The sequence below is a fragment of the Pantoea sp. Taur genome (assembly GCF_009830025.1).
GTDB classification, from domain to species: domain Bacteria; phylum Pseudomonadota; class Gammaproteobacteria; order Enterobacterales; family Enterobacteriaceae; genus Pantoea; species Pantoea communis.
The window spans coordinates 79,250-97,723 of record NZ_SZZZ01000013.1 but is presented as its reverse complement, the minus strand read 5'-3'; the positions used below and the strand labels follow the sequence as shown (position 1 = coordinate 97,723).

Annotated in this window: 18 protein-coding genes and 2 pseudogenes; 4 read left to right on the top strand and 16 right to left on the bottom strand. The window is 45.7% G+C overall.

Going from position 1 to position 18,474, the window contains the following annotated elements; all coding sequences use genetic code 11:
* Nucleotides 1–21: 21 nt before the first annotated feature.
* The 6 genes and pseudogenes from FD744_RS17425 to FD744_RS17400 all read right to left on the bottom strand — a co-directional run bounded on the left by FD744_RS17425 (nucleotide 22) and on the right by FD744_RS17400 (nucleotide 6,359).
* The gene (locus FD744_RS17425; protein WP_160868844.1) at nucleotides 22–1,242 is read right to left on the bottom strand and encodes a nucleotidyltransferase domain-containing protein; all 1,221 of its coding nucleotides are present in this window, start codon (nucleotides 1,240–1,242) and stop codon (nucleotides 22–24) included.
* A 467-nt stretch (nucleotides 1,243–1,709) separates the two neighbouring features.
* Nucleotides 1,710–2,452: pseudogene (locus FD744_RS17420) on the bottom strand (TIGR03747 family integrating conjugative element membrane protein).
* Nucleotides 2,453–2,468: 16 nt separating this feature from the next.
* Complete coding sequence (traD, locus tag FD744_RS17415) at nucleotides 2,469–4,553, bottom strand: type IV conjugative transfer system coupling protein TraD (protein WP_160868843.1); 2,085 nt, start codon at nucleotides 4,551–4,553, stop codon at nucleotides 2,469–2,471.
* Between the two features lie 161 nt (nucleotides 4,554–4,714).
* Complete coding sequence (locus FD744_RS17410; protein WP_160868842.1) at nucleotides 4,715–5,221, bottom strand: integrating conjugative element protein; 507 nt, start codon at nucleotides 5,219–5,221, stop codon at nucleotides 4,715–4,717.
* Nucleotides 5,218–5,853, bottom strand: a complete 636-nt coding sequence (locus FD744_RS17405) for a transglycosylase SLT domain-containing protein (RefSeq protein ID WP_160868841.1) — start codon at nucleotides 5,851–5,853, stop codon at nucleotides 5,218–5,220. Before FD744_RS17405 ends, FD744_RS17410 begins: the two co-directional genes overlap by 4 nt.
* Nucleotides 5,832–6,359 carry a TIGR03759 family integrating conjugative element protein gene (locus tag FD744_RS17400; RefSeq protein WP_237449409.1) on the bottom strand — a complete coding sequence of 176 codons (528 nt, stop codon included), beginning with the start codon at nucleotides 6,357–6,359 and terminating at the stop codon, nucleotides 5,832–5,834. Before FD744_RS17400 ends, FD744_RS17405 begins: the two co-directional genes overlap by 22 nt.
* Nucleotides 6,360–6,938: 579 nt before the next feature.
* On the opposite strand from FD744_RS17400, the gene FD744_RS17395 reads away from it, so the two are divergent.
* Genes FD744_RS17395 through FD744_RS17385 form a run of 3 tightly spaced genes read left to right on the top strand, consistent with a single transcriptional unit; the run spans nucleotide 6,939 to nucleotide 10,332 of the window.
* Entirely contained in the window at nucleotides 6,939–8,108 is a 1,170-nt protein-coding gene (locus FD744_RS17395; RefSeq protein ID WP_237449407.1) for a dsDNA nuclease domain-containing protein, read from the top strand.
* Nucleotides 8,105–8,581 (top strand): hypothetical protein, encoded by a 477-nt coding sequence (locus FD744_RS17390; RefSeq protein ID WP_160868838.1) that lies wholly within the window; start codon nucleotides 8,105–8,107, stop codon nucleotides 8,579–8,581. Before FD744_RS17395 ends, FD744_RS17390 begins: the two co-directional genes overlap by 4 nt.
* Complete coding sequence (locus tag FD744_RS17385; protein WP_160868837.1) at nucleotides 8,578–10,332, top strand: AAA family ATPase; 1,755 nt, start codon at nucleotides 8,578–8,580, stop codon at nucleotides 10,330–10,332. Before FD744_RS17390 ends, FD744_RS17385 begins: the two co-directional genes overlap by 4 nt.
* Before the next feature lie 34 nt (nucleotides 10,333–10,366).
* Here FD744_RS17385 and FD744_RS17380 read toward each other — a convergent pair whose 3' ends face one another.
* From FD744_RS17380 to FD744_RS17370, 3 genes and pseudogenes are all read right to left on the bottom strand, one after another.
* Nucleotides 10,367–10,858, bottom strand: a complete 492-nt coding sequence (locus FD744_RS17380) for an STY4534 family ICE replication protein (protein ID WP_160868836.1) — start codon at nucleotides 10,856–10,858, stop codon at nucleotides 10,367–10,369.
* 580 nt (nucleotides 10,859–11,438) lie between these two features.
* Nucleotides 11,439–11,929, bottom strand: a pseudogene (locus tag FD744_RS17375) (Hcp family type VI secretion system effector).
* A 1-nt stretch (nucleotide 11,930) separates the two neighbouring features.
* Nucleotides 11,931–12,194: a hypothetical protein gene (locus FD744_RS17370; RefSeq protein WP_237449406.1), complete on the bottom strand. Its 264-nt coding sequence runs from the start codon at nucleotides 12,192–12,194 to the stop codon at nucleotides 11,931–11,933.
* Between the two features lie 635 nt (nucleotides 12,195–12,829).
* Here FD744_RS17370 and FD744_RS17365 point away from each other — a divergent pair.
* Entirely contained in the window at nucleotides 12,830–12,997 is a 168-nt protein-coding gene (locus FD744_RS17365) for a DUF4223 family protein (RefSeq protein ID WP_072050557.1), read from the top strand.
* Nucleotides 12,998–13,128: 131 nt separating this feature from the next.
* Here FD744_RS17365 and FD744_RS17360 read toward each other — a convergent pair whose 3' ends face one another.
* The 7 genes from FD744_RS17360 to FD744_RS17335 form a co-directional block, all read right to left on the bottom strand.
* Entirely contained in the window at nucleotides 13,129–13,470 is a 342-nt protein-coding gene (locus tag FD744_RS17360) for a hypothetical protein (protein WP_160868835.1), read from the bottom strand.
* A gap of 87 nt (nucleotides 13,471–13,557) precedes the next feature.
* Entirely contained in the window at nucleotides 13,558–13,812 is a 255-nt protein-coding gene (gene yfaE, locus FD744_RS25630) for a class I ribonucleotide reductase maintenance protein YfaE (RefSeq protein ID WP_237449405.1), read from the bottom strand.
* The gene (locus FD744_RS17355; RefSeq protein ID WP_237449404.1) at nucleotides 13,809–15,599 is read right to left on the bottom strand and encodes a pyridoxamine 5'-phosphate oxidase family protein; all 1,791 of its coding nucleotides are present in this window, start codon (nucleotides 15,597–15,599) and stop codon (nucleotides 13,809–13,811) included. Before FD744_RS17355 ends, yfaE begins: the two co-directional genes overlap by 4 nt.
* A gap of 10 nt (nucleotides 15,600–15,609) precedes the next feature.
* Nucleotides 15,610–16,227, bottom strand: a complete 618-nt coding sequence (locus FD744_RS17350) for a glutathione S-transferase family protein (RefSeq protein ID WP_160868872.1) — start codon at nucleotides 16,225–16,227, stop codon at nucleotides 15,610–15,612.
* A gap of 345 nt (nucleotides 16,228–16,572) precedes the next feature.
* Complete coding sequence (locus FD744_RS17345) at nucleotides 16,573–17,073, bottom strand: fimbrial protein (protein ID WP_160868834.1); 501 nt, start codon at nucleotides 17,071–17,073, stop codon at nucleotides 16,573–16,575.
* Complete coding sequence (locus FD744_RS17340) at nucleotides 17,066–17,614, bottom strand: fimbrial protein (RefSeq protein WP_160868833.1); 549 nt, start codon at nucleotides 17,612–17,614, stop codon at nucleotides 17,066–17,068. Before FD744_RS17340 ends, FD744_RS17345 begins: the two co-directional genes overlap by 8 nt.
* A gap of 84 nt (nucleotides 17,615–17,698) precedes the next feature.
* A complete protein-coding gene (locus tag FD744_RS17335; RefSeq protein WP_160868832.1) occupies nucleotides 17,699–18,469 on the bottom strand; it encodes a fimbria/pilus periplasmic chaperone in 771 nt (256 codons plus the stop codon).
* Between the last annotated feature and the right edge of the window lie 5 nt (nucleotides 18,470–18,474).

Sequence of the window (18,474 nt, the reverse complement as noted above, 5' to 3'; positions counted from 1 at the left end):
AGGCCACTAGTTTTCTTGTTATCAGTGATGATCCATATAATTAACATCTTTAAATGCATTGAAGTTACCAATCTCCTTGTTTATTTCAATTTCATAACTTAAACTCATACAGGGTATTTCAATGCCATTTAATGATAGTGAATCTTGGTTCTTTTGCCATTTCTTATTTTCAATCCAGCCTGATTCATTTTTGTTCTCCGGGTCTCCCATTATTTCAATGCTGATTCCTTTCAACTTAAAGGTAAAATAAAAAGATTTTATATTTTCTGATGTCGTCTTATATAACTTCCCGTTAGAGCCTGGGTTGACTAGTTTGCATATTTCATTGGCTCCCTTCTCAGTTGTTATTATATCAATATCGTTTGCATAAATTTGAACGCCGCGTAAATATCGATTTGCTCCTCCAGTAATACACCACTCCTCAGTAATACATTGAAATTTCGATGATAATTCCATAAGGGCGTCGATCAATTTTTTGCTTTGAAAATTATTTTTATTATAAAGCCGCATAATCCATGATTTTTTTACTTTGGAACCGTACTTCAAATAAATACTTTTGTTGATGCTGGGAGCTATGAATATTTCATGCTCATACTTTGAATAAACATAAGGCAAGTACTTTGAAGCATTACGGTTATTAATCTCAATGAAGTTGTCGATTTTTTTCATCTCATTATGGGCTCTAAAAAAACCATATGCATCTGAAAATAAATTATAAAAGTTATTAATGACCAATATTCCAAATATGGCACGACTATATTGAAACTCTAAGCCGTCAGTCAACGTTGTATACATAAGTAAAATAAAAAAAGTAAGCAGAAATATCGTCATCAAAAGATGGTATAATTTATACTGAAAAGCCTTGAAATATAAAATAGAGTTCCAATATGCATTTTCTTGGATAAGGAGTGTTAATTTATCAGCATGAACGCCATTGTTACTTTCCGCATTTCCATCAATATAAAGCCTCTCTCGATAAAAGTTCTCTTCGCCTATAACCCCTCTCAACATTTCTAATCTTTTGATTGATATGGCTTTGGTTGCATAATCAGAGCGATAATACATTGCGAACCAAGTTATTAATTGCATTAATAAGGTAAGTGTTGCAATGCCGTAGAGCCAAAATGCATTCAAAAAAATCCCACATATCGCTAAGCATGAAATTATTAATGTCAAATAGCTAATGAACTTAGATAAAAGATCAACTTTGTCAAAATAAAACCCACTATTCTTCAATTCCATTTTTTCTTCACGTTCAATAATTTTCTTTATTTTTACATAACGGTTGACAAAGTCAATCAAGTGTTTAAGTGTAGTTTGTTATTTAACATGTGAAAAATGAAAAATTGAGCTACCTTCTTTAGATCAACTTCCGCAATTTTTTAGCCTGCATTAGAAGATGTTGAGCTGTTTCGGCTCTGGCCTAAGAACTTACCATTACTAACTGCCCGATGATTAGCTCACCCGAGAGTTAGAAATGTCTTCATTAAATATCTGAGACCTTCTGCTTTTCACTCAAAGCATGCACAACTGCATTAATTTATCACCTAAAGCAATATCAAGGCTGCTTAGCTAATGTGATTGGATATATAGGGTCAAATCCACTAAGTGAATCGCTTTATCTTTAGAAAAGAAACTGCCGCGCCGCTTAGGCTGCTTGCCTGCTGACGACAGCGCACAAAGTCGAGCTTTGCACGCTGTCGTCCAGCTTACAAATACTTCTTGAATGAAGCAGTAAGCACCGCTAATGCCATTCCCAGCATCAGCGCCGCAGGCAGCAAAAGCAGGTTTGGGTACACCGCCGATGGCCAAGACAGATACACCATGCAGGGCACATAGAACGCGGGTTTAACGAAGCGTTTGGCATGGTGATATACAAAGCTGGATTCATACGCCGCGCCATAGCGCCGCAGATCTCGCCGCCCCAGACCATCAACCACAGCGACCAGCACCACCATCAGAAACAGCGGAATGGATAACACCAGAATCGTTACACGGATCAGCGTCACTACAGCAACATAAACCGTCGCCAGCAGATACTCCTGTAGTACCGATGCCAGCCAGCGGCTACCGGCACTCACCCCGGCAGCAACTGAATTGCCGCCGCTTTCCATTGCCTGATTTTGCTGAGCGATCCATCCCTGCAGGCCGCTATCGACAACCATCACTGATAAACATGAGTTACCCAGGCAGTGACCGCCACCGTTGGCTGTGACAGCAGCAGGCTGCGCGTAAACTCAGTGGAGAGATAGGCGCTCTCGATCTGCATCACCTGCTGGCTATGCGCCGCACCTTGTTCTGGCCAGAAGAAAGCAATGCCGACGTACTCCATTACCAGGCTGAAAAATAGCGATGCCAGCAGCATACCGATGAGCTTCCACGGCCATCCCCATAACAGATTAAACAGAAGGCCTGCTCTTTGGGCTGCTGCACGCGTGCTGGCGGTGCCGATGTGTTTGGTGGTGGCATCATTCACCTCCCGGCGGTTCTGCACCAGCAGCACCAGACCACCACGCTTCACTGGTGCGGTAATTACGGCGCATCTCAGCAGCGATCTTCTGCAGGCTTTCCGGCATCAAATCGGTTTTATCTGCCGCAGGCAGTGGCATGCGAATCTTCCACAGCTGACCGCCTTCCAGCAGAGCGAACGCCTGACCTTTGGGCAGATTGATGATGTCAGCCGGAGTGAGCATCGGCGTTTTCACCATACTCACGCGGTCCTGAGTATTGGAGGTGAAATCGGTGCCTTGCTCCTGGTTGGTGATATCGGTGTAACCCGAAACCAGCGTCTTGGAATACACATCAACTTCAGGCAGTTGGCTGGTTAGCAGCTCGGCGGTGCGGTTCTTACGCACCCGCAGCATGATTAGCGTGTTGAAATTGCCCGTGACCTGTGCAGCTTTAGCGCTGCTGCCAATGCGCGCCTCGATATCTGAAATCGTTTGGGTGTACGCCGTCACCTCGATGCCTGCACCGCCGCCTTTGTTAATCAGCGGGATGAACTCATCGCCCATCAGCTCATTGAATTCGTCGCAGTGCAGGCTGATTGGCAGCTTGCCGTCGCCATTCTCTGGCAGGCCATCGTTAATGCCGTGCTTATAGATATGGCCCGCGATACTCACCAAATCAGCAAACATGCTGTTGCCAACGGCAGCACCGACTTCACTGTCAGAAAGCGCATCCAACCCGACATAAACGATGCCGCGCTGGCGAATCACCTGTTGCCAGTCAAAAATCGGGCGCGGATCATCGAGGTCTTCATAGTCCGGTGAAAGCAGCGCCGCCGTTTTGCCGGTGGTGAGTTTCTCCAACAGCGGCAGCAATGAGGCGACGATTTTATCGAAGTAGGTTCGGTCATAACGCACTGCCGATCGCAGCCCTTCAAGGATGGGATCATAGAGCTTTTTACCGGCTTCAGAACTCAGCGCCAACTCCATTGCCCAGATGCGCGTGGCGTTTGATTGCCCTTGCATATTGCGCGGCAAATCCTTCTCCTTCAGCACATTGCTGCCATTCTCAATTTTGCTACGCAGCTCTGGCAGATGCTTATCAACCAGATGTTCCACGTAGCGCTGATAGAGCTCACCGATGTTGGTGACGTAGCGAAGGATCAGCGAGTAATCGGGGCGCTGGCCAAGCGCAACCAGCGCACGCGTAACGATGTTGACGAACCGCCAGGCGAACTCGCGGAACGCGGCGCTATTACCCTCTGCGCCCAATTGACCGGCAATGCGCGAAGCCACTTCCGACACGCGCCCGAAGTGGCCAACCGCGTTGTACCGCGCCGAGATCTCTGGCCAGCCAAGATGGAAAACGTGGAAGTCATCCTGACGACCCGCACGGTGCGCTTCAACCCACATGCGTTTTAGCAGATCGGCATCGCCTTTGGGGTCGAAGACGATGGTGATATTGCCGCGCCTAATATCCTGCGTAACCAGCAACTCTTCCAGCCGCGTTTTGCCCACGCGCGTGGTGCCAACGACTAACGTATGCCCAACGCGTTCGCGCAGATCCATAGACACATCGTGCTCATTCGGCTCAATACCGTGCAGCGCCGGATTGCCGCCAACCGGTGGCAGTGGGCGAACCGGATTCAGCGGCGTATCAGCTAAAATCATTGATGATAGCCAGGGCAGAGAATGCTCGCACGCGCGCTCAAGCCTGCGCGCGTACTGATGGACCTTAGCTGGCTGTACATATTTTTCGACTTCAGGACGACGCGTATCGAGCAGGCGCTGAGTATGTTTTTGCTGCCACAGAAAACCTTTCCCTAGGAACAGCCGGTGATTACTTACCGGCACCTGGCGGCTGGTCATCACATAGCGCGGCAAACGGCGCAGATTTCGGCGATACCTGATCACCTGGCATCCCTGACGGGCACGAACGGCGGCCAGCACCGCAAAGCCCGTAGCGGTGACATAACTCACCGAAGGCGACAGCGCGACAGCCCAGGGCGCTGCAACGCAAACATAGCTGGCGGTAGCGGCTACAAGCGTGGTGTTGAACTCCACTGCGGGACGTAGTAACGCTTCAATCACATAGCGATCGCTCATAGAAGTGACTCACTTTTGACAGGATTCAGACGTGCTGCGTGCCAAGTGATGCAGATTGCGCCAGCACCAGTAAGCACTCAGTAGGGCCAGAAAAAGGATGTAGAACAGAGGAAGGGTCATCAGAACTGCATGGGGCATTCCATGCAATCCGACGAATCCCATCACTGAGCTGAAACCTGCTGGCTCAGCGAGTGCTCGGTGATCAGCACCGGGTAATATTCCAAGTTGAGGCGACGTGCCAGATCGCTACCTGATACCGGTGCGAGCTGTAGACCGGGCGCAATCTGGCGCAGCTGCTGCAATGATGCCGAGCTGCTGACGTTCACCACCATCCCAACCGCACCACGTCGCTTGAGCAGTCCAGCGTTTCTCGATAGCCATTCCTGCGATTGAGCATCATCACCTACCAGAAACAGCGCACCAATTCCCGGAAGTTTCAGCGCACGCGGTTCGACGAAGCCGGGAGTGAGTTCAGGTGTTGCCACTGGCAACACTGAACCTTCACTGTAATCAGGTTGGATTGATTGCTGTTGCGGCTGAGGTTCAGCGTTAATGCCTTCATAGAACGGCGCTGTCGATTTGCCGCCGAGATCCGCGATAACGTTGAGTTCGGCATGTGAGATAAATGGCAACGCGACGATCGCGCCAGCCAGCATCAATTTATTCATTGCTGCCTCCGGGGTTCTGTCCAGATGATTTCGGTTGAAGGTGTTTGGTTACTTGCGAGGTTAGCGGGTGCCTGTGTTGCGATTGGACGAGGTTGAGCAGGCGTTAGTGAAGCCAGCTTTTGGCTGACAATCTGCCGATAGCGTGCTGCAGGTTTGCCGCCAGCCGGATGGTGATAGCAGCCAGCCGCTTTCAACCAACTGCCAGGGCTGCGTTCCCAGCACTCTCGAAGAATACGCGCCGCTGCGTTCAGGTTGATATATGGGTCAAACGCATCCCATGTTGAGCTGAAGCGATGGCCATTCCAGCCAAGATTGACCTGGGCGATACCAACATCGATTCTCTTAAGCGGATGGATTTTCATAAACTGCTGCAGCGCCTGCCAGGCAGCTTGTCTGCTTTCATAGCGGTAGCCTTTGCCCGCGACGTTAATTGTCCAGGGCCACGGTCGCGTGCCCTGTGGCAGCTGGCGTGATGATTCAGCCAGCGCCAGCGAATAGAGCGATTCAGCAGGAACGCCGTGTTGCAGTGCAACTTTCTGATAACCCGACGGAACGCTTTGCATGCTGGTTGATGCCTTAGAGCTGGCGGCAATCAGCAACAACGCGACGGTTAGAAGGCTGCGATATGCCATCCGCTTTCCCCCTGCTGGAGAAGAACCGGCATGATGCCGTTGCCGTAGCGCATCCAGCGGCCTGCATCGTGGTTCAGGGTGATACGGCGCTCGCGAACTTGTTCGGCGGGAATGCGGTGCTGTTGTGCCCAGTTACGGAGTTTCTGATCGTTGCCTTCACTATCGACAAGATAGATATCAACTGGACGTTTATCGGCAAGAACGGCGGATAGTCGGGCATCACAGCGTTGGCAATCTGCTTCGCGCACGAACAGCGCGAGACGACCGCCTGAGTCATGCGCGACTCCTGCGGCGTTGCCCATATTCACTGGTAGCATGTTGGGCATCAGGCGCTTCCAGGCTGCATCAACTTCGCGCTGGAATTTAAGCTCCTTTTCGGTGCGCTCGTACTCCTGTTTTACCCAGAGTTCGGCGTAGTGACGGCGTTCGGCGTCGTTGCGGGCTTCAATTCCTAGCAAACTGATTGGATCTAAGTGAGGACTTAGTTTTCCTCTAATTCCAGCCATTAATTTACGATACCGCTCGCTATCAAAATTATTCCCATCAAAATAAATATCCTGAAAAAGCAATTGTTTGTTATTTGCATAAGCAAGGTTAGAGTTGTTGGAATTTAAACTATCAGGTTCTTTGGATGATGTGATAAATGCCACTGAGATTAAGAGTACGAACAATATTGCTTTTGAAAACATAATTAACCTCCTTCATTAGGAAGTGAATAATATGCAATCCGCAAAGTGGGTTCAGTCAAATAATAGTAATTAGAATTTGAGCTTTTACCTAGCTGGAAATAACACCAATATGATTTAAAAACATTACGGATTTTTTAATTCATAAGGCCAATAAATTCATAATCATCATTAATGCACAAAACCCTCTCTCTTTCTGTGAATCACGAGAATTCATATAGATAATGATTAGCTATGAGATTAATCCATAAGTCCTTTTCATTTATCTAATGTGAGGGTAAGATGTTAATTCCAAAAAAAAACTAGCAATATAACTATATTTTTCAATTTGTTATGTTGAATCACTGCATTTTTTCTGTGTATTTTGAGTAGTTTGAGGCTGGAGGCTTGCCAAAACACATGGTTTTACATACAGTAGTGCCTAGAGAGCAAAATGGCCGAGACTCCTTTGGACGTTATCGAGTACAGGTAAGATCAGCTGCAGTTGCAGCTCTTCAAATTCTTTCCGGTGAGTCGATAGATCGTGTTTATTGTGATTTACATGATGATGTTGTTGTAAGGAAGGTTGATGAGAATGGAGTTGCTTACATTTTTTATCAAGTCAAGACGCGGGCTAAACTCAATCAAAATTGGACGCTACTTGATGTCTTTGGTATACACACAACTAAAAAAAATCATGACAATGGCAAAATTCGTGAAAGCTTTATAGGTAAAATGCTGCTCCATACTGTAAACTTCACAAATAATTGTGACTTAGTTGTATTTCAAACCAATATTCATAATGATGACAATATAGACGACCTTCTAGATGATGTTAAATCAGGAAAGTATTTAAATAAGTTCTCAAAAATACTTCTTGAGAATTTTAATTCTATCTTTAATGATTGCCTCCCCTCTACATTAAGTGATGATGAAATAAAATCAAAACTCTCTAAAATTAGATTTGAGAATGATGTTCAGTTCATTAAAACTGACACTTCATTATTTCTACCTATTGTTAGATCAAAGTTATATGAATATAGTGAAATTGAATTAACCCATATCGAATTGGATGATATAACAATAAAGCTACTGGAGCTAATTTCATCAAAATCAGAAGGTGTCATTACTCCATTTAATGAAGAAAATATAGAAAAATCTGCTGGAATATCTATCGATGATCTATTACCTCTTCTTAGTATATCTGAAGAAGCTTATAGAGAGATAATTAAAGGTCAAGATCCTAAAGCTATAAAGTCTACTTCGATTATTCAAAGAACTGTATTAACTGCAGGTGGAAACTTAGATGATGTAACATTTTGCTCTAAATGTAAAACTGATTGGGATATTTGGTATCGTACAAATCGCCATACTGTTTCCGAACTGGACTTAAGGGTAATCATCTCAAAAGCAAGAAATGTTTTAATAGACGTCAAGATGAAAAGCCCTGCAGGAATAACCTTAAGCTCTCTTCATCTACCCATACGAAAATTGTATGATGAACTGAATGCTGATGGATTAATTTTCGATTTAACTCATGAAAAATTATTTGGGGCTATTTTTTCAGAAATAATTAAGGATAGCGTATGAACTTCGATGCTTTTTTTCAAGAGGGAAACGGGAAGGATTTAATCATCCCTTTAAAAAATAATAGCACAAGGGTGGAGTCACTTGACAATGAGGCACTATTTCAACTGCCTCTCATCAGCATTATTATATTAGTTTTAGCTAAAGATCGAAGTAAACCAAGAATATCTGAATTAGGCCAATTGGTTGGAGAATGCATTGAAAAATCGTTCATTGGTTTTAAATCTTCAGATCAACATCTTGGATGGTCTGCAAATTTAAGAATAAGAACAGTCAAAGCAATAAATTTCTTAGAAAAATCAAATCTCATAATTATTAATAATAGGAAAGAAAAAGTTATAATTACTGAGCTGGGAAAAAAAGTAGTCGAAAGAGCTTTGAAATGGGATCATAACTTAGAATACAATTTAAAACTTATAGCAAGAACTTATAGAAATATTCGTGTTTCACGACAGTTAGATTTGGAGTTAATGTGAAATTAAAAAGCATAACAATATTTCCTAAAGGAAACAAAGGTCTTTCATCAGAGGAATACATACTAGGTGAGCATGTAACTCTATTATTTGGACCTAATGGAAGCGGTAAAACCCCATTAATTAAATCAATAAGTTATTGCTTAGGCTATCCCGAGTCATTCAGGAATGATATATACGACAGATGTAGTCATGCGATTCTCCGTGTCGAAATTAATAATCTTGAATATAAATTTAAGAGGTTCTATGAATTAACTCAGTTCAACTTGGAAGTAATAGAGCCCTTAGGGACAGTCCAAAATTTTTATGATGAGAAAACTCATAGCGAGTATATTTTTGATCTTTTGGGATTGTCTAGTGTAAATTTGGTGACGAATGGAAAGGAATTAACGCAGCCATATATGTCAACATTCCTACCTATATTTTATCTAGGCCAGGATGAGGGTTACAGTAGAATATACAGTGCAAAAAATAACTTTATTAAAGATCAATATGTCGAAATGGTGCGTTATGCACTAGGGATTGCACCTAAAAACTCTCCTCATCAGCAGAAATCTTTGAAGTTAGAAAAGCAAAAGCTTGACAGTCTCGACGAAAAAATAAAAAACTCCACTACTCATTATAAAGAGCTAAAAGATCGGACTTCATACATAACTAAATCACGCAATGAACTTGAGTTTGAACTAAATTCATTCACATCCGAATTTGAAAAAATCAAAACCAGTAAAGATAATGTTGGTCAAGCTGGTTTGATTTATAAAAAAATAATAAGAAGCATGCAGGGTGAAATATTCGATGTTGAACAAAATATATTAGATATAATTAAAAGGCAGCATTCGTTTGATAAAATAATATCTGATATAAACATTGAAATTGAAACTCTTTCATTGAATGAAAGAGCGAAAAGAATTTTTTTGTCTTTTGATGAAATTTGCGGATCGAGTAACTGTGGTTTGTTCTCCTCAAGCTCTGAGCAGTATGCGAAAAACTTATTGTATTTAAAAGACCAAATTAAAGACTTAGAAAGAAACAAGGCGCTGGATGAATCAAGGTTATCTCAGTTACATGAAAGAAAAAAAACATTAGAACGGACACTCCAAGAAGTTTTAGACGCTGATGATAATAACAAACAAGACGATGATGTTAAATCTTTGGTAGATTCAATATCAATAATAAAAGACAATGTATTTAATATACAAACTCAAATCAAAGAGATTGAAAGAATTTCCGAACTGGAAAGCAAACTGATTGAATTTCAAAATAATAGAGAGGATGTTATTGAATCAATTGCTAATCTCAAAAGCACAAACAGCACTCCGTTGGATATTCTTAAACTAAGAATCATTCTTAAAAACCTATATATTGATTGGCTGGACTGTATAAATACATCCAATATTAGTAAAGATATTAAGTTCGCAGAGGATTTTGTACCTGAACTTGGCAATGAAAAAATAATTCAACTTAGTGGAAGTACGCGAATAAGAGCTGTCTTGGCTTATCACGCAGCACTTATTGAAACTTTACTAAGAGAAGACAAGTGCCCATTGAAAATCCTTGTGTTAGATACGCCTAAGCAGCACGATATTGATAATGATGATTTAGATCGCTTCATGAATAAACTTAAATCATTATCCAATGAATTTGGACTTCAGGTGATATTTTCTACTACTGGATATCATTACAATGGAGATGATTTTGATAAGGAGTGGAACCCAACCTATCCAGGAGAAGAGCAACTGATGTATCTTTTCTAAATGGTTGAAGGCACTCAAGTGAGTGCCTTTAGTATCAGAAAGAATCATTCGCGTAATCTTTCTTTACATCAGTTCTGTACGGCGGAGTTGATTCTATTTTCTCCGCTTTATAAACCATAGCCTGACCAATCTTGATCCAATCGACTTTAATCAGTCTGGCTTTTAGGCTAACGCGCTGTTCGCCTGCATGATCACCTTTGTTGAGCGTGAATATGTCAGACGTCAGGTTACTGAGAGTAAAACCAAGTAGCACTTTCTGGTCCTCGTCTACGGCTTTCTGGCAGCGGCTTATAAGGTCCGTTGCTTCTTTACCGGCGACAGTGGCATCAAAGCGCACATAGGTAGGGTTGTCAGTGAGGCCGCTCAGCGCATTAATCACCACGCTGAGGAAGCTGCCAGTGAGGGTTTCAATTCTGCGAATGTTGCTCAGATAACCCAGGCCCTTGATGTTTAAATTGAAGTATTCCGCTTTGGTAGAAGTAGTGTTCGCGTTGTTTGCAGCGTTGTTGGTAGTGGTAGCAGTCATGATGTTTACTCCGGGAGTAGGAAATAGTGACGGAGAAACATTCATCCCTGACGGATAAATGCTTTCCGTCAGGAAGCGCGGATAGCTATGCCGCGCTGGCTGGTCAGTACAAAGAACCTCATCACATAGGTGAAATCCGCATTAAGAGGTTGAGCGGATCAACCACTGCAAAGCAGCACTTCTCTCAGGTTATGAAGTTTTAAATGGCAACCGCGTTAGCGTTTCTCTCAGGCCGCTGAAACATTGGCTGGTTGTTGAGACAACAACAATAATGCCGTTCCAGTGTCCTGCCGCTAAAAGCGGATGTCAGCGATAAAGTAGTTTTGCGGATAAGAAAATAAAAAAGCGCCAGCAATTGCCAGCGCTTAGGGCCTGCACGCAGACCGATGGTGTATTCGTTACTCCGGGAGTTGAAGCTCCGGCGCGGTTTTCACGGAGGGCGTGCGCCTTACAGACCAAATCGGATGTGCGGTGATTTGCCTGCCGAACTGATGATTTCTGTCCCCGTAAAAGGCATCCACTCATCCCGCAGTTGCTACGGATATTGCCGTAGCCAGCGGCTGCGTACGCAAAGCCAGCGTTATGCTGTAGGACGTTCGTTCCACGCATCGGCATATTGAATGTTGCCATCCACAATGCGCCAGGTGATCTTCTCATATTGCAGACTGACGCTTTCCGTATGATTTAGTTTGTCATTACCCGCTAGTTTCACGTTGGCCACGCCGCAGTTAACACTTGTGACTTTTACATTTTCCATCAGTACCGTGTACTAACATACCTCTTGGCCCGCATCACTAATATTATAGAAGCGAAGTTCAGCGCTTTTAAGCGTCTGTCCGGTGGCTGCAGCTTTATACAAATAAGGCGTGGAGCTATCCACTTCTTTCTCAATCATCATTGATGAATGCTGACGTGTGCCGGTAATTCTACCGTTTAATCCATACACCGGCAGGTTAATGCCGTGGCTCATGCCGATAATTTCAATGCTGCCTTCACGATCCTGAACATCAACAGACCTTGAATATCTGCTCCACCATCGTCTTTTAGCCACATATACGTAGGGATTGGCATTTTACTTGCTCCTTGTTTTTTTAATTAACTTCGCGATTGTTAAGTAAACAGCTGTAGTGATGGACATCACGATGGAAAAATCAATATAGAAATAGGCATCATAGAGAGTTTCAATATTGGATTCGCCGCTGATAAATACTGCGATCTTATCGGCGAAATCCTGAGAGATATACGTTTCAGCGCAACCGATCGATCTGCCGACAACAAGCGACAACAGTATAAAGAAAACGCATTTTGCGATTCTACGGGCAAGAACTTGAGCCATTGGCCATGACCTCAATTAATCCTCGGGCCATAAGTGAAGGCTTGCCTGGTACGGATACCATTGAAGTATTCATAAACGCCTGGCGGATAAGCGCACAGTTTTCACTGTTTAAAGCCAACTTTCTCTGAAGTGCCATTACCTATCCCTAATTAACATTCATGCAGTAACTGTAGGTAATGTTACATATGATAATTTTTTTGAGCCAGTAAGAATAATAATGTGTTTTCAATTTTGCGTAGTCGCCAACATTATTTGATCGTCTAAAGGCCATATTCGGTATGGATGCTGATTAATCCTTCACAACGAAATAACAAGGTTAAACACTGGTGTAGTCATTTTCCTAAAATTCCTGCTAACTCTTTAATTGATGATTAATATTATCAACCTGAAGGGTTTTCTGACATTAATAGAAGTTGTCAGGTTTTTACTACAAAAGTTTAATCAAAATATGATAACCATGAGATGGTTCGTCATGTTGTCTTTAGTTATATATTTAATTAATAATTTATCGCATAAGCGCTGTAAGGTTCTTATGTCCTGTTACTTGCTATTCTCAGCGATTTCTTGATTTTTAAATGCATGAGAACAGTAATTCAACATCTTCAAAAACACTTTTAACAAATGGACGCGTTATTATGAATAAGCTCATCAAGTTTTCAATTGCCGCTGCGGCAATCGCCTTGTTGTCTGGATGTACTGGAAGCGTATACAACAAAGAAAAGAACTGTGACTACGATTACTTGCTTCATCCGGCAGTATCTATATCTAAAATCATCGGTGGTTGTGGGCCGGTAGATAAATAAATTTTTTGTCATGCGCGGCTGGTTTGAAATCCAAACCAGCCGCGATATTGATAATCTTGTTCGGTTTTCTCGTCTTAATTTCACTTCAACTACAACGCCAATGCTTAAACCCATAAGTATTAGGCATGTCGCTAATAGTAATAAACCTCAAGGTAAGCATTATGCGTACCTGTGGCGGGCATACGATGTAACGTCAGTTGGCCGTGGGTTTCACCAGGTTTACCCCTGGCAGCGGTCATGTCGATCTTCGCGCCATCAGGTGTATAAGCCTGGCGTAATACCGCATTATTTCCCGGCTGACACTGAAACGTATACGGCGTACTGAGTGATGATGCCGACAGTGTTGGCTGAATGACCTGCGTTTTGCAACCTGACGGTTGAATGACGCCCGTGACGCGTAATTCAACACTTTGCGCGAGGGTCAGCCCGCTCGTGCACATGGATAGTAGTAACATCAGTGGTTGAATGCGCATCGTACTGCTCCGATTCAGGTGATGTTTCTGTTATCGGTTACTGTGCGTTATGACTTTAATTTGAATGTCGGGCAGTCGCGCACACTCCTAAATATCCAGATGAATCTCGTCAACGTCCCCATCCTGCTGGGCCGGAACCGCGCAGCAGATCAGCACCTCATCCTCAGCCACACTGGCACTCGGGCGGGTTGTGTAAGTGACTGCACCTCGCAGCAACCGGGTTTTGCAACTGCCGCAATGCCCTTCACGACAGCTGTATTCCGGGCTGAGGCCACGCGCCTCGGCCAGCTCCAGCAGCGAACCACTTTGCGGTGTCCAGCGCGCCTCTTTCAGCGACGTCATAAATTTAATCGGTACGTCGCTCGTTGCGACCGCTGGCAGCGCCAATTCGTGGTCCGCTTCATCTTTGTGACGCTGCAGCGACGAAGACCAAAAGCCTCCGCGTAAATGCGTTTGTCGGCGATATTGTAGCTGCGCAGCCCGTCATATAACGCCTGAGTAAATTGCGGCGGGCCGCACAGGTAAAAGTCGTAGTCGTTAAAGGGCAGCACCTGTGAAAGCAGCGCCATATCGATGCGTCCTGCGGCATCGTAATCGAATCCCTGTTCGGCACCGTCCGGTTGGCTTAACACGCGCACCATTTTGCATGCGCCCTGTGAGGCCGCCAGCAACGCATCCAGTTCTCGTACAAAAGGGCGTTCTGATTTGTTGCGCGCGGACTGGAAAAAGTAGGTCGGGCGCATGCGCTGTTTGCGGCGTCCTTCATAAACCAGATGGCGCAGCATCGCCAGCATCGGGGTGATGCCGACGCCCGCCGCCATCAACACCGCTGGGCGTGTCTCTTGCGCATCGATAGTGAAATCACCGGCTGGCGCACGGGTATCAATTCGATCACCAACCCGAAGATGTTCGTGCAGATAGCACGAGACCACGCCATCACGCTTGACGCTTATGCGGTAAAAACCGTCCGACGGCGCAACCGACAGGGTGTAGTGACGAATCAGCGGTTTGTCTGTACCAGGCAACTTCACGCGAACCGGCAAGTGCTGTCCTGCCTGATGTGGCAGCAAACCGGCGCCATCATCTGGCATCAGATGAAACGAGCGAATCGGCGCGCTCTCATCGACAATCTTCGTCACCCTAAAAGGCCGCCAGCGTCGCGCCAGTTCGCTGGCACGCAGGCGTTCGGCAGCCGATTGCCAGTCACCCGTCATCTCTGACGCCGGTGAGATACCGCCTGCTTCCGTTTCCCAGCGCAAGGCGAGGGCGGCATGACGACGCACGATGCGGCGCGGGCGGAATGTCCACAACCGTTCGGCGCCCTGGAATACAGCGATCTCCGGCGAGTCGAGGATCACGCTGGCATCGCCGGTCATCTGCAACGTATCGCCGCTGCGGTAATCCATAAACAGCATACCTGCTTTGCCGTTTTGCTGGATGTTGCCGAGCGTGGAGAAAAACAGGTTGCCGTTGAAATCGGGAATGGTCAGCAGGCCATCGTCATCGACTCTGACAAAGCCCGGCTTACCGCCGCGATGCGAGGCATCAACCTGATGCCCGGCATAGGTCGCGACGTAAAACGTATCGGCGGTGGCGATGGTGGTGCGGGCTGCCTCATCGAGCGTGCTCAACTCTTCAACCTCACCAATAGCAGGCTCATCGGGCGAACGATCAAAGTGGAAGTCGCGCAACTGAATATAGCGCGGGCAGTTGCCGAAACTCTGCTCGACCTGCACCCGAAAGCCGCCACCAATGGCGCTCAGCACGCCGTTCATGCGGTTGCGGCGACGGGTGTGCAACTCAATGCCGAGCAGGCCAACCGGAGCGCCATCAGTGAACCCGGCTGCAGTCGGATCGCGGGGATCCGGCTGGGCGGCAATATCCAGCGTGGTGGCATTGGGCGAGAAAATAAAACCGGGCTGGCCTTCCAGCAGCGTAACCCAGGCATCCCCTTGCGTATCCACGCTGCCCACCACGATAAAAGGCAATTGCGCGTAGAAGTCGCGGTGCTGGTCGGGCATATAATCGCGAATCACGCGCTGGCCGACTTCCGCCATGCGTTCGGCTACGCCCGCCTGTTGTTGCAGGGCTATTTCACCTGCATGCCATACCGGAAGTTTCTCGCCCATGATAGTTAACTCACGCGATGCTGCGCAGACCGGCAGCAGTTTGCGGGAAGGGAACAAAGCCGGGTAATGCTTCGATGCGGCGTAACAGCGCATTGACCGCCGGATAGCCGGAAAGATCCACATTGCCTTCCGGCGCACCGATCAGGTAGCTGTACTGCGCGATGTCCGCGATGGTTGGGCGATCGCCGACCAGCCATTCACGCCCGGTCAGATGTTGTTCCATCAGCGCCAAAATCGTATGCGCACGGGCGATCACTTCGTCAGGGTTGAACGGGCGGCCAAACACGGTAATCAAGCGTGCCGCACAAGGGCCATAAGCCAGTTCGCCTGCCGCCACCGATAACCAGCGCTGCACCTGCGCCGCGCCCAGTGCATTTTCGGGCAGCCACTCACTGCGGCCTGATTTTTTCGCCAGATAAACCAGAATGGCGTTGGAGTCGGAGATATACATGCCTTCATCTTCCAGCACCGGCACCTGGCCGAACGGGTTGATGGCGAGAAACGCCGGGGATTTGTGTTCGCCGTTAGCGAGATCAACATCAATCACCTCGTGTGGCAGGTCGAGCAGTGACAGGAACAGACGAGCACGGTGCGCATGACCAGAAAGCGGGAAGTGGTAGAGTTTCATCATCAATGTCCTTTAGTGGTGGCCGGGATGATCCCGAACCCTGTCTAAAGGTTGGCACAGCCTGTGGCGCGGCAGAATAGCCGGGTTTGCGAAGTCATTATTGCGGAAAATGGAAGAATGCAGAGCCGTGTTAATGCTGCTTTGAAATTGACTGGTGTTTGCAATTACTAATCCATGTGACGGCATCGCGTGCAATAGGCTTGCGAAGCATCGCTGCTAAGCAGTTTTCCGGAATGCGATGCCTTCACACGGAAACTTAATTACATTTATAGCCATTCCTCTGGATGTTTTTCAATGAAATTGAAAAGATTTAAAAAAGCTTCGTTAACCATACACATGTACCATCTACTGATATTCAACCGTCAGCATGGCTGTCGCAGAGAATGATCCCAGGCTAATCCCGCCGGTACTGTTTCTCACTAAGACCGCCGTTAAAACAGGCTGGTCAGGATAGGTAAAGTTGAACCAATCGTTGACGGGCACCTTAACGCCATCATATTTAAGCTCAATGGCCAGGTTATTTTTGTTAGTACTCAATAGGGTTGAGTTAAACGCAGCTCCCGTGCCTGAAAACTGCATTTTTAGCAGTTTTGATACCGTTGCAGGGCATTCAAGCGTGTACGATAGCGTTCTTTCGTAATTTTTCCCGTTAATCGTCGAAGCGAGAATACCTTTACCAAAATCGACAGCAATGTCGTTTCCTTTGTTGAGATCACAGGGCGGCGCGAGTACTTTAACTTTAACGGTGGCTCCCACAGAAAAAGCATATGCAGACTTAGTCGGAGCCAGGCTCATTAAGCATATGGCAGCACAAGTGTATGCAAATGGAGAGACCTGACTATTCATAGCTTAACCTGAAATTTATATTGGCAGAATAATTCCCGGCACTTAATTCTCCTCGGGTACGTTCCGCAGTAATGTAATAAACGACCTGACTATCATCAGGTTGCAATAACACTGGTTTGCCTCGTTGGCCAATAATAATATTATTGAATGATGCGTCCTTTAAACGTAATCCGATGCCCTTAACCCCCTGGGCCTGAAAAAGCTGTGGATTAGCCGCATCCTCTACGCCAGTGAAAGAAAACGACACAGCCGGTTGATGCGCGCTCCAGGCAACATTATCTCTCTCCCGTTGAGGGTCTGATGCATTACGTAAACAATCATGTAATTTTAGCGACACAGGAATTAATGGGCCCTGGTCACCGACATTATGGAAGTTTGCTGTCGTAATGTTACCTAAATCAATCGACTGGTCGGCTGAATGCATATCCAGATAGCATGCACTTTCAGTTAACGTCCCATAAACGCGCAATACACCAAAGTGGCTCTCAATTGTGCCATTTTTAAACACTGCTAATGCCAGCGGTGAAAATAATAATGCCATGATGGAAACGCATATGTGCAATGCCATGCATTTTTGAGTGGATTTCTTCTTAAACAAATTTATTCTCACATTCATTGTGCCAAATCATCCATTGTGTTGCGGATCCACATGACATTCGTTTCCCTTACAACTGAATATCAGCGAAGGCTGGCCACCGTAATCATTCACGTAAACTAAAACCGGGCTCTTACCCAAAGATGATGCACTTCCCCCCAGTGGAGCCTGACTGAAAGGAGGGATCATAATGGATTCAAAACCTTTAATAACGTTGCCTTCTTTCTTGGCGCTTGCACCAATCAGGGTAATGTAATAAGGAGTGGGATTTTTAACTGTATATTGGTCACCCGATTTTATTAATGTCATTTTTTCCTGAAAAGGCGTTGCATGCTGAGCCGCAGCGGCTTCGGCTAAATCTGCCGGACGATAGAAAAACTTGATCCGTGTTTGTAATGCAATCTGCAGGACATTAGGTTTGTCACTTTTAGGTGGGATCTCTCTTAAATTAAAGTAAAAGAGCGATTCACGATCGTTAGGAAGTTTTTTAAATGCCTCAGATGAGGTTAAAGCCTGAACTTTGACCTGGCTTTCTTCTTTCGGTTCGATACGTTGGATCGGAGGAACGACGATAAAAGGACTGTTATTTTCAAGTTTTTCGTCTTTATCATTCTCAAGCCAACCCTGAGCGAGATAAGGCAGCGATTCATTTTTGTTACTGACCGTTAAACTGACTGATTTTTCTGAACCCGGATAGATGACTCGCGTTCGGTCAAGAGAGACCGCTGCCACGGCAGATTGGATGCCAGCGCTGATTGTTAATGTGATAATGGCTGCTTTTTTAAATGTAAATTTTTTCATGAAAA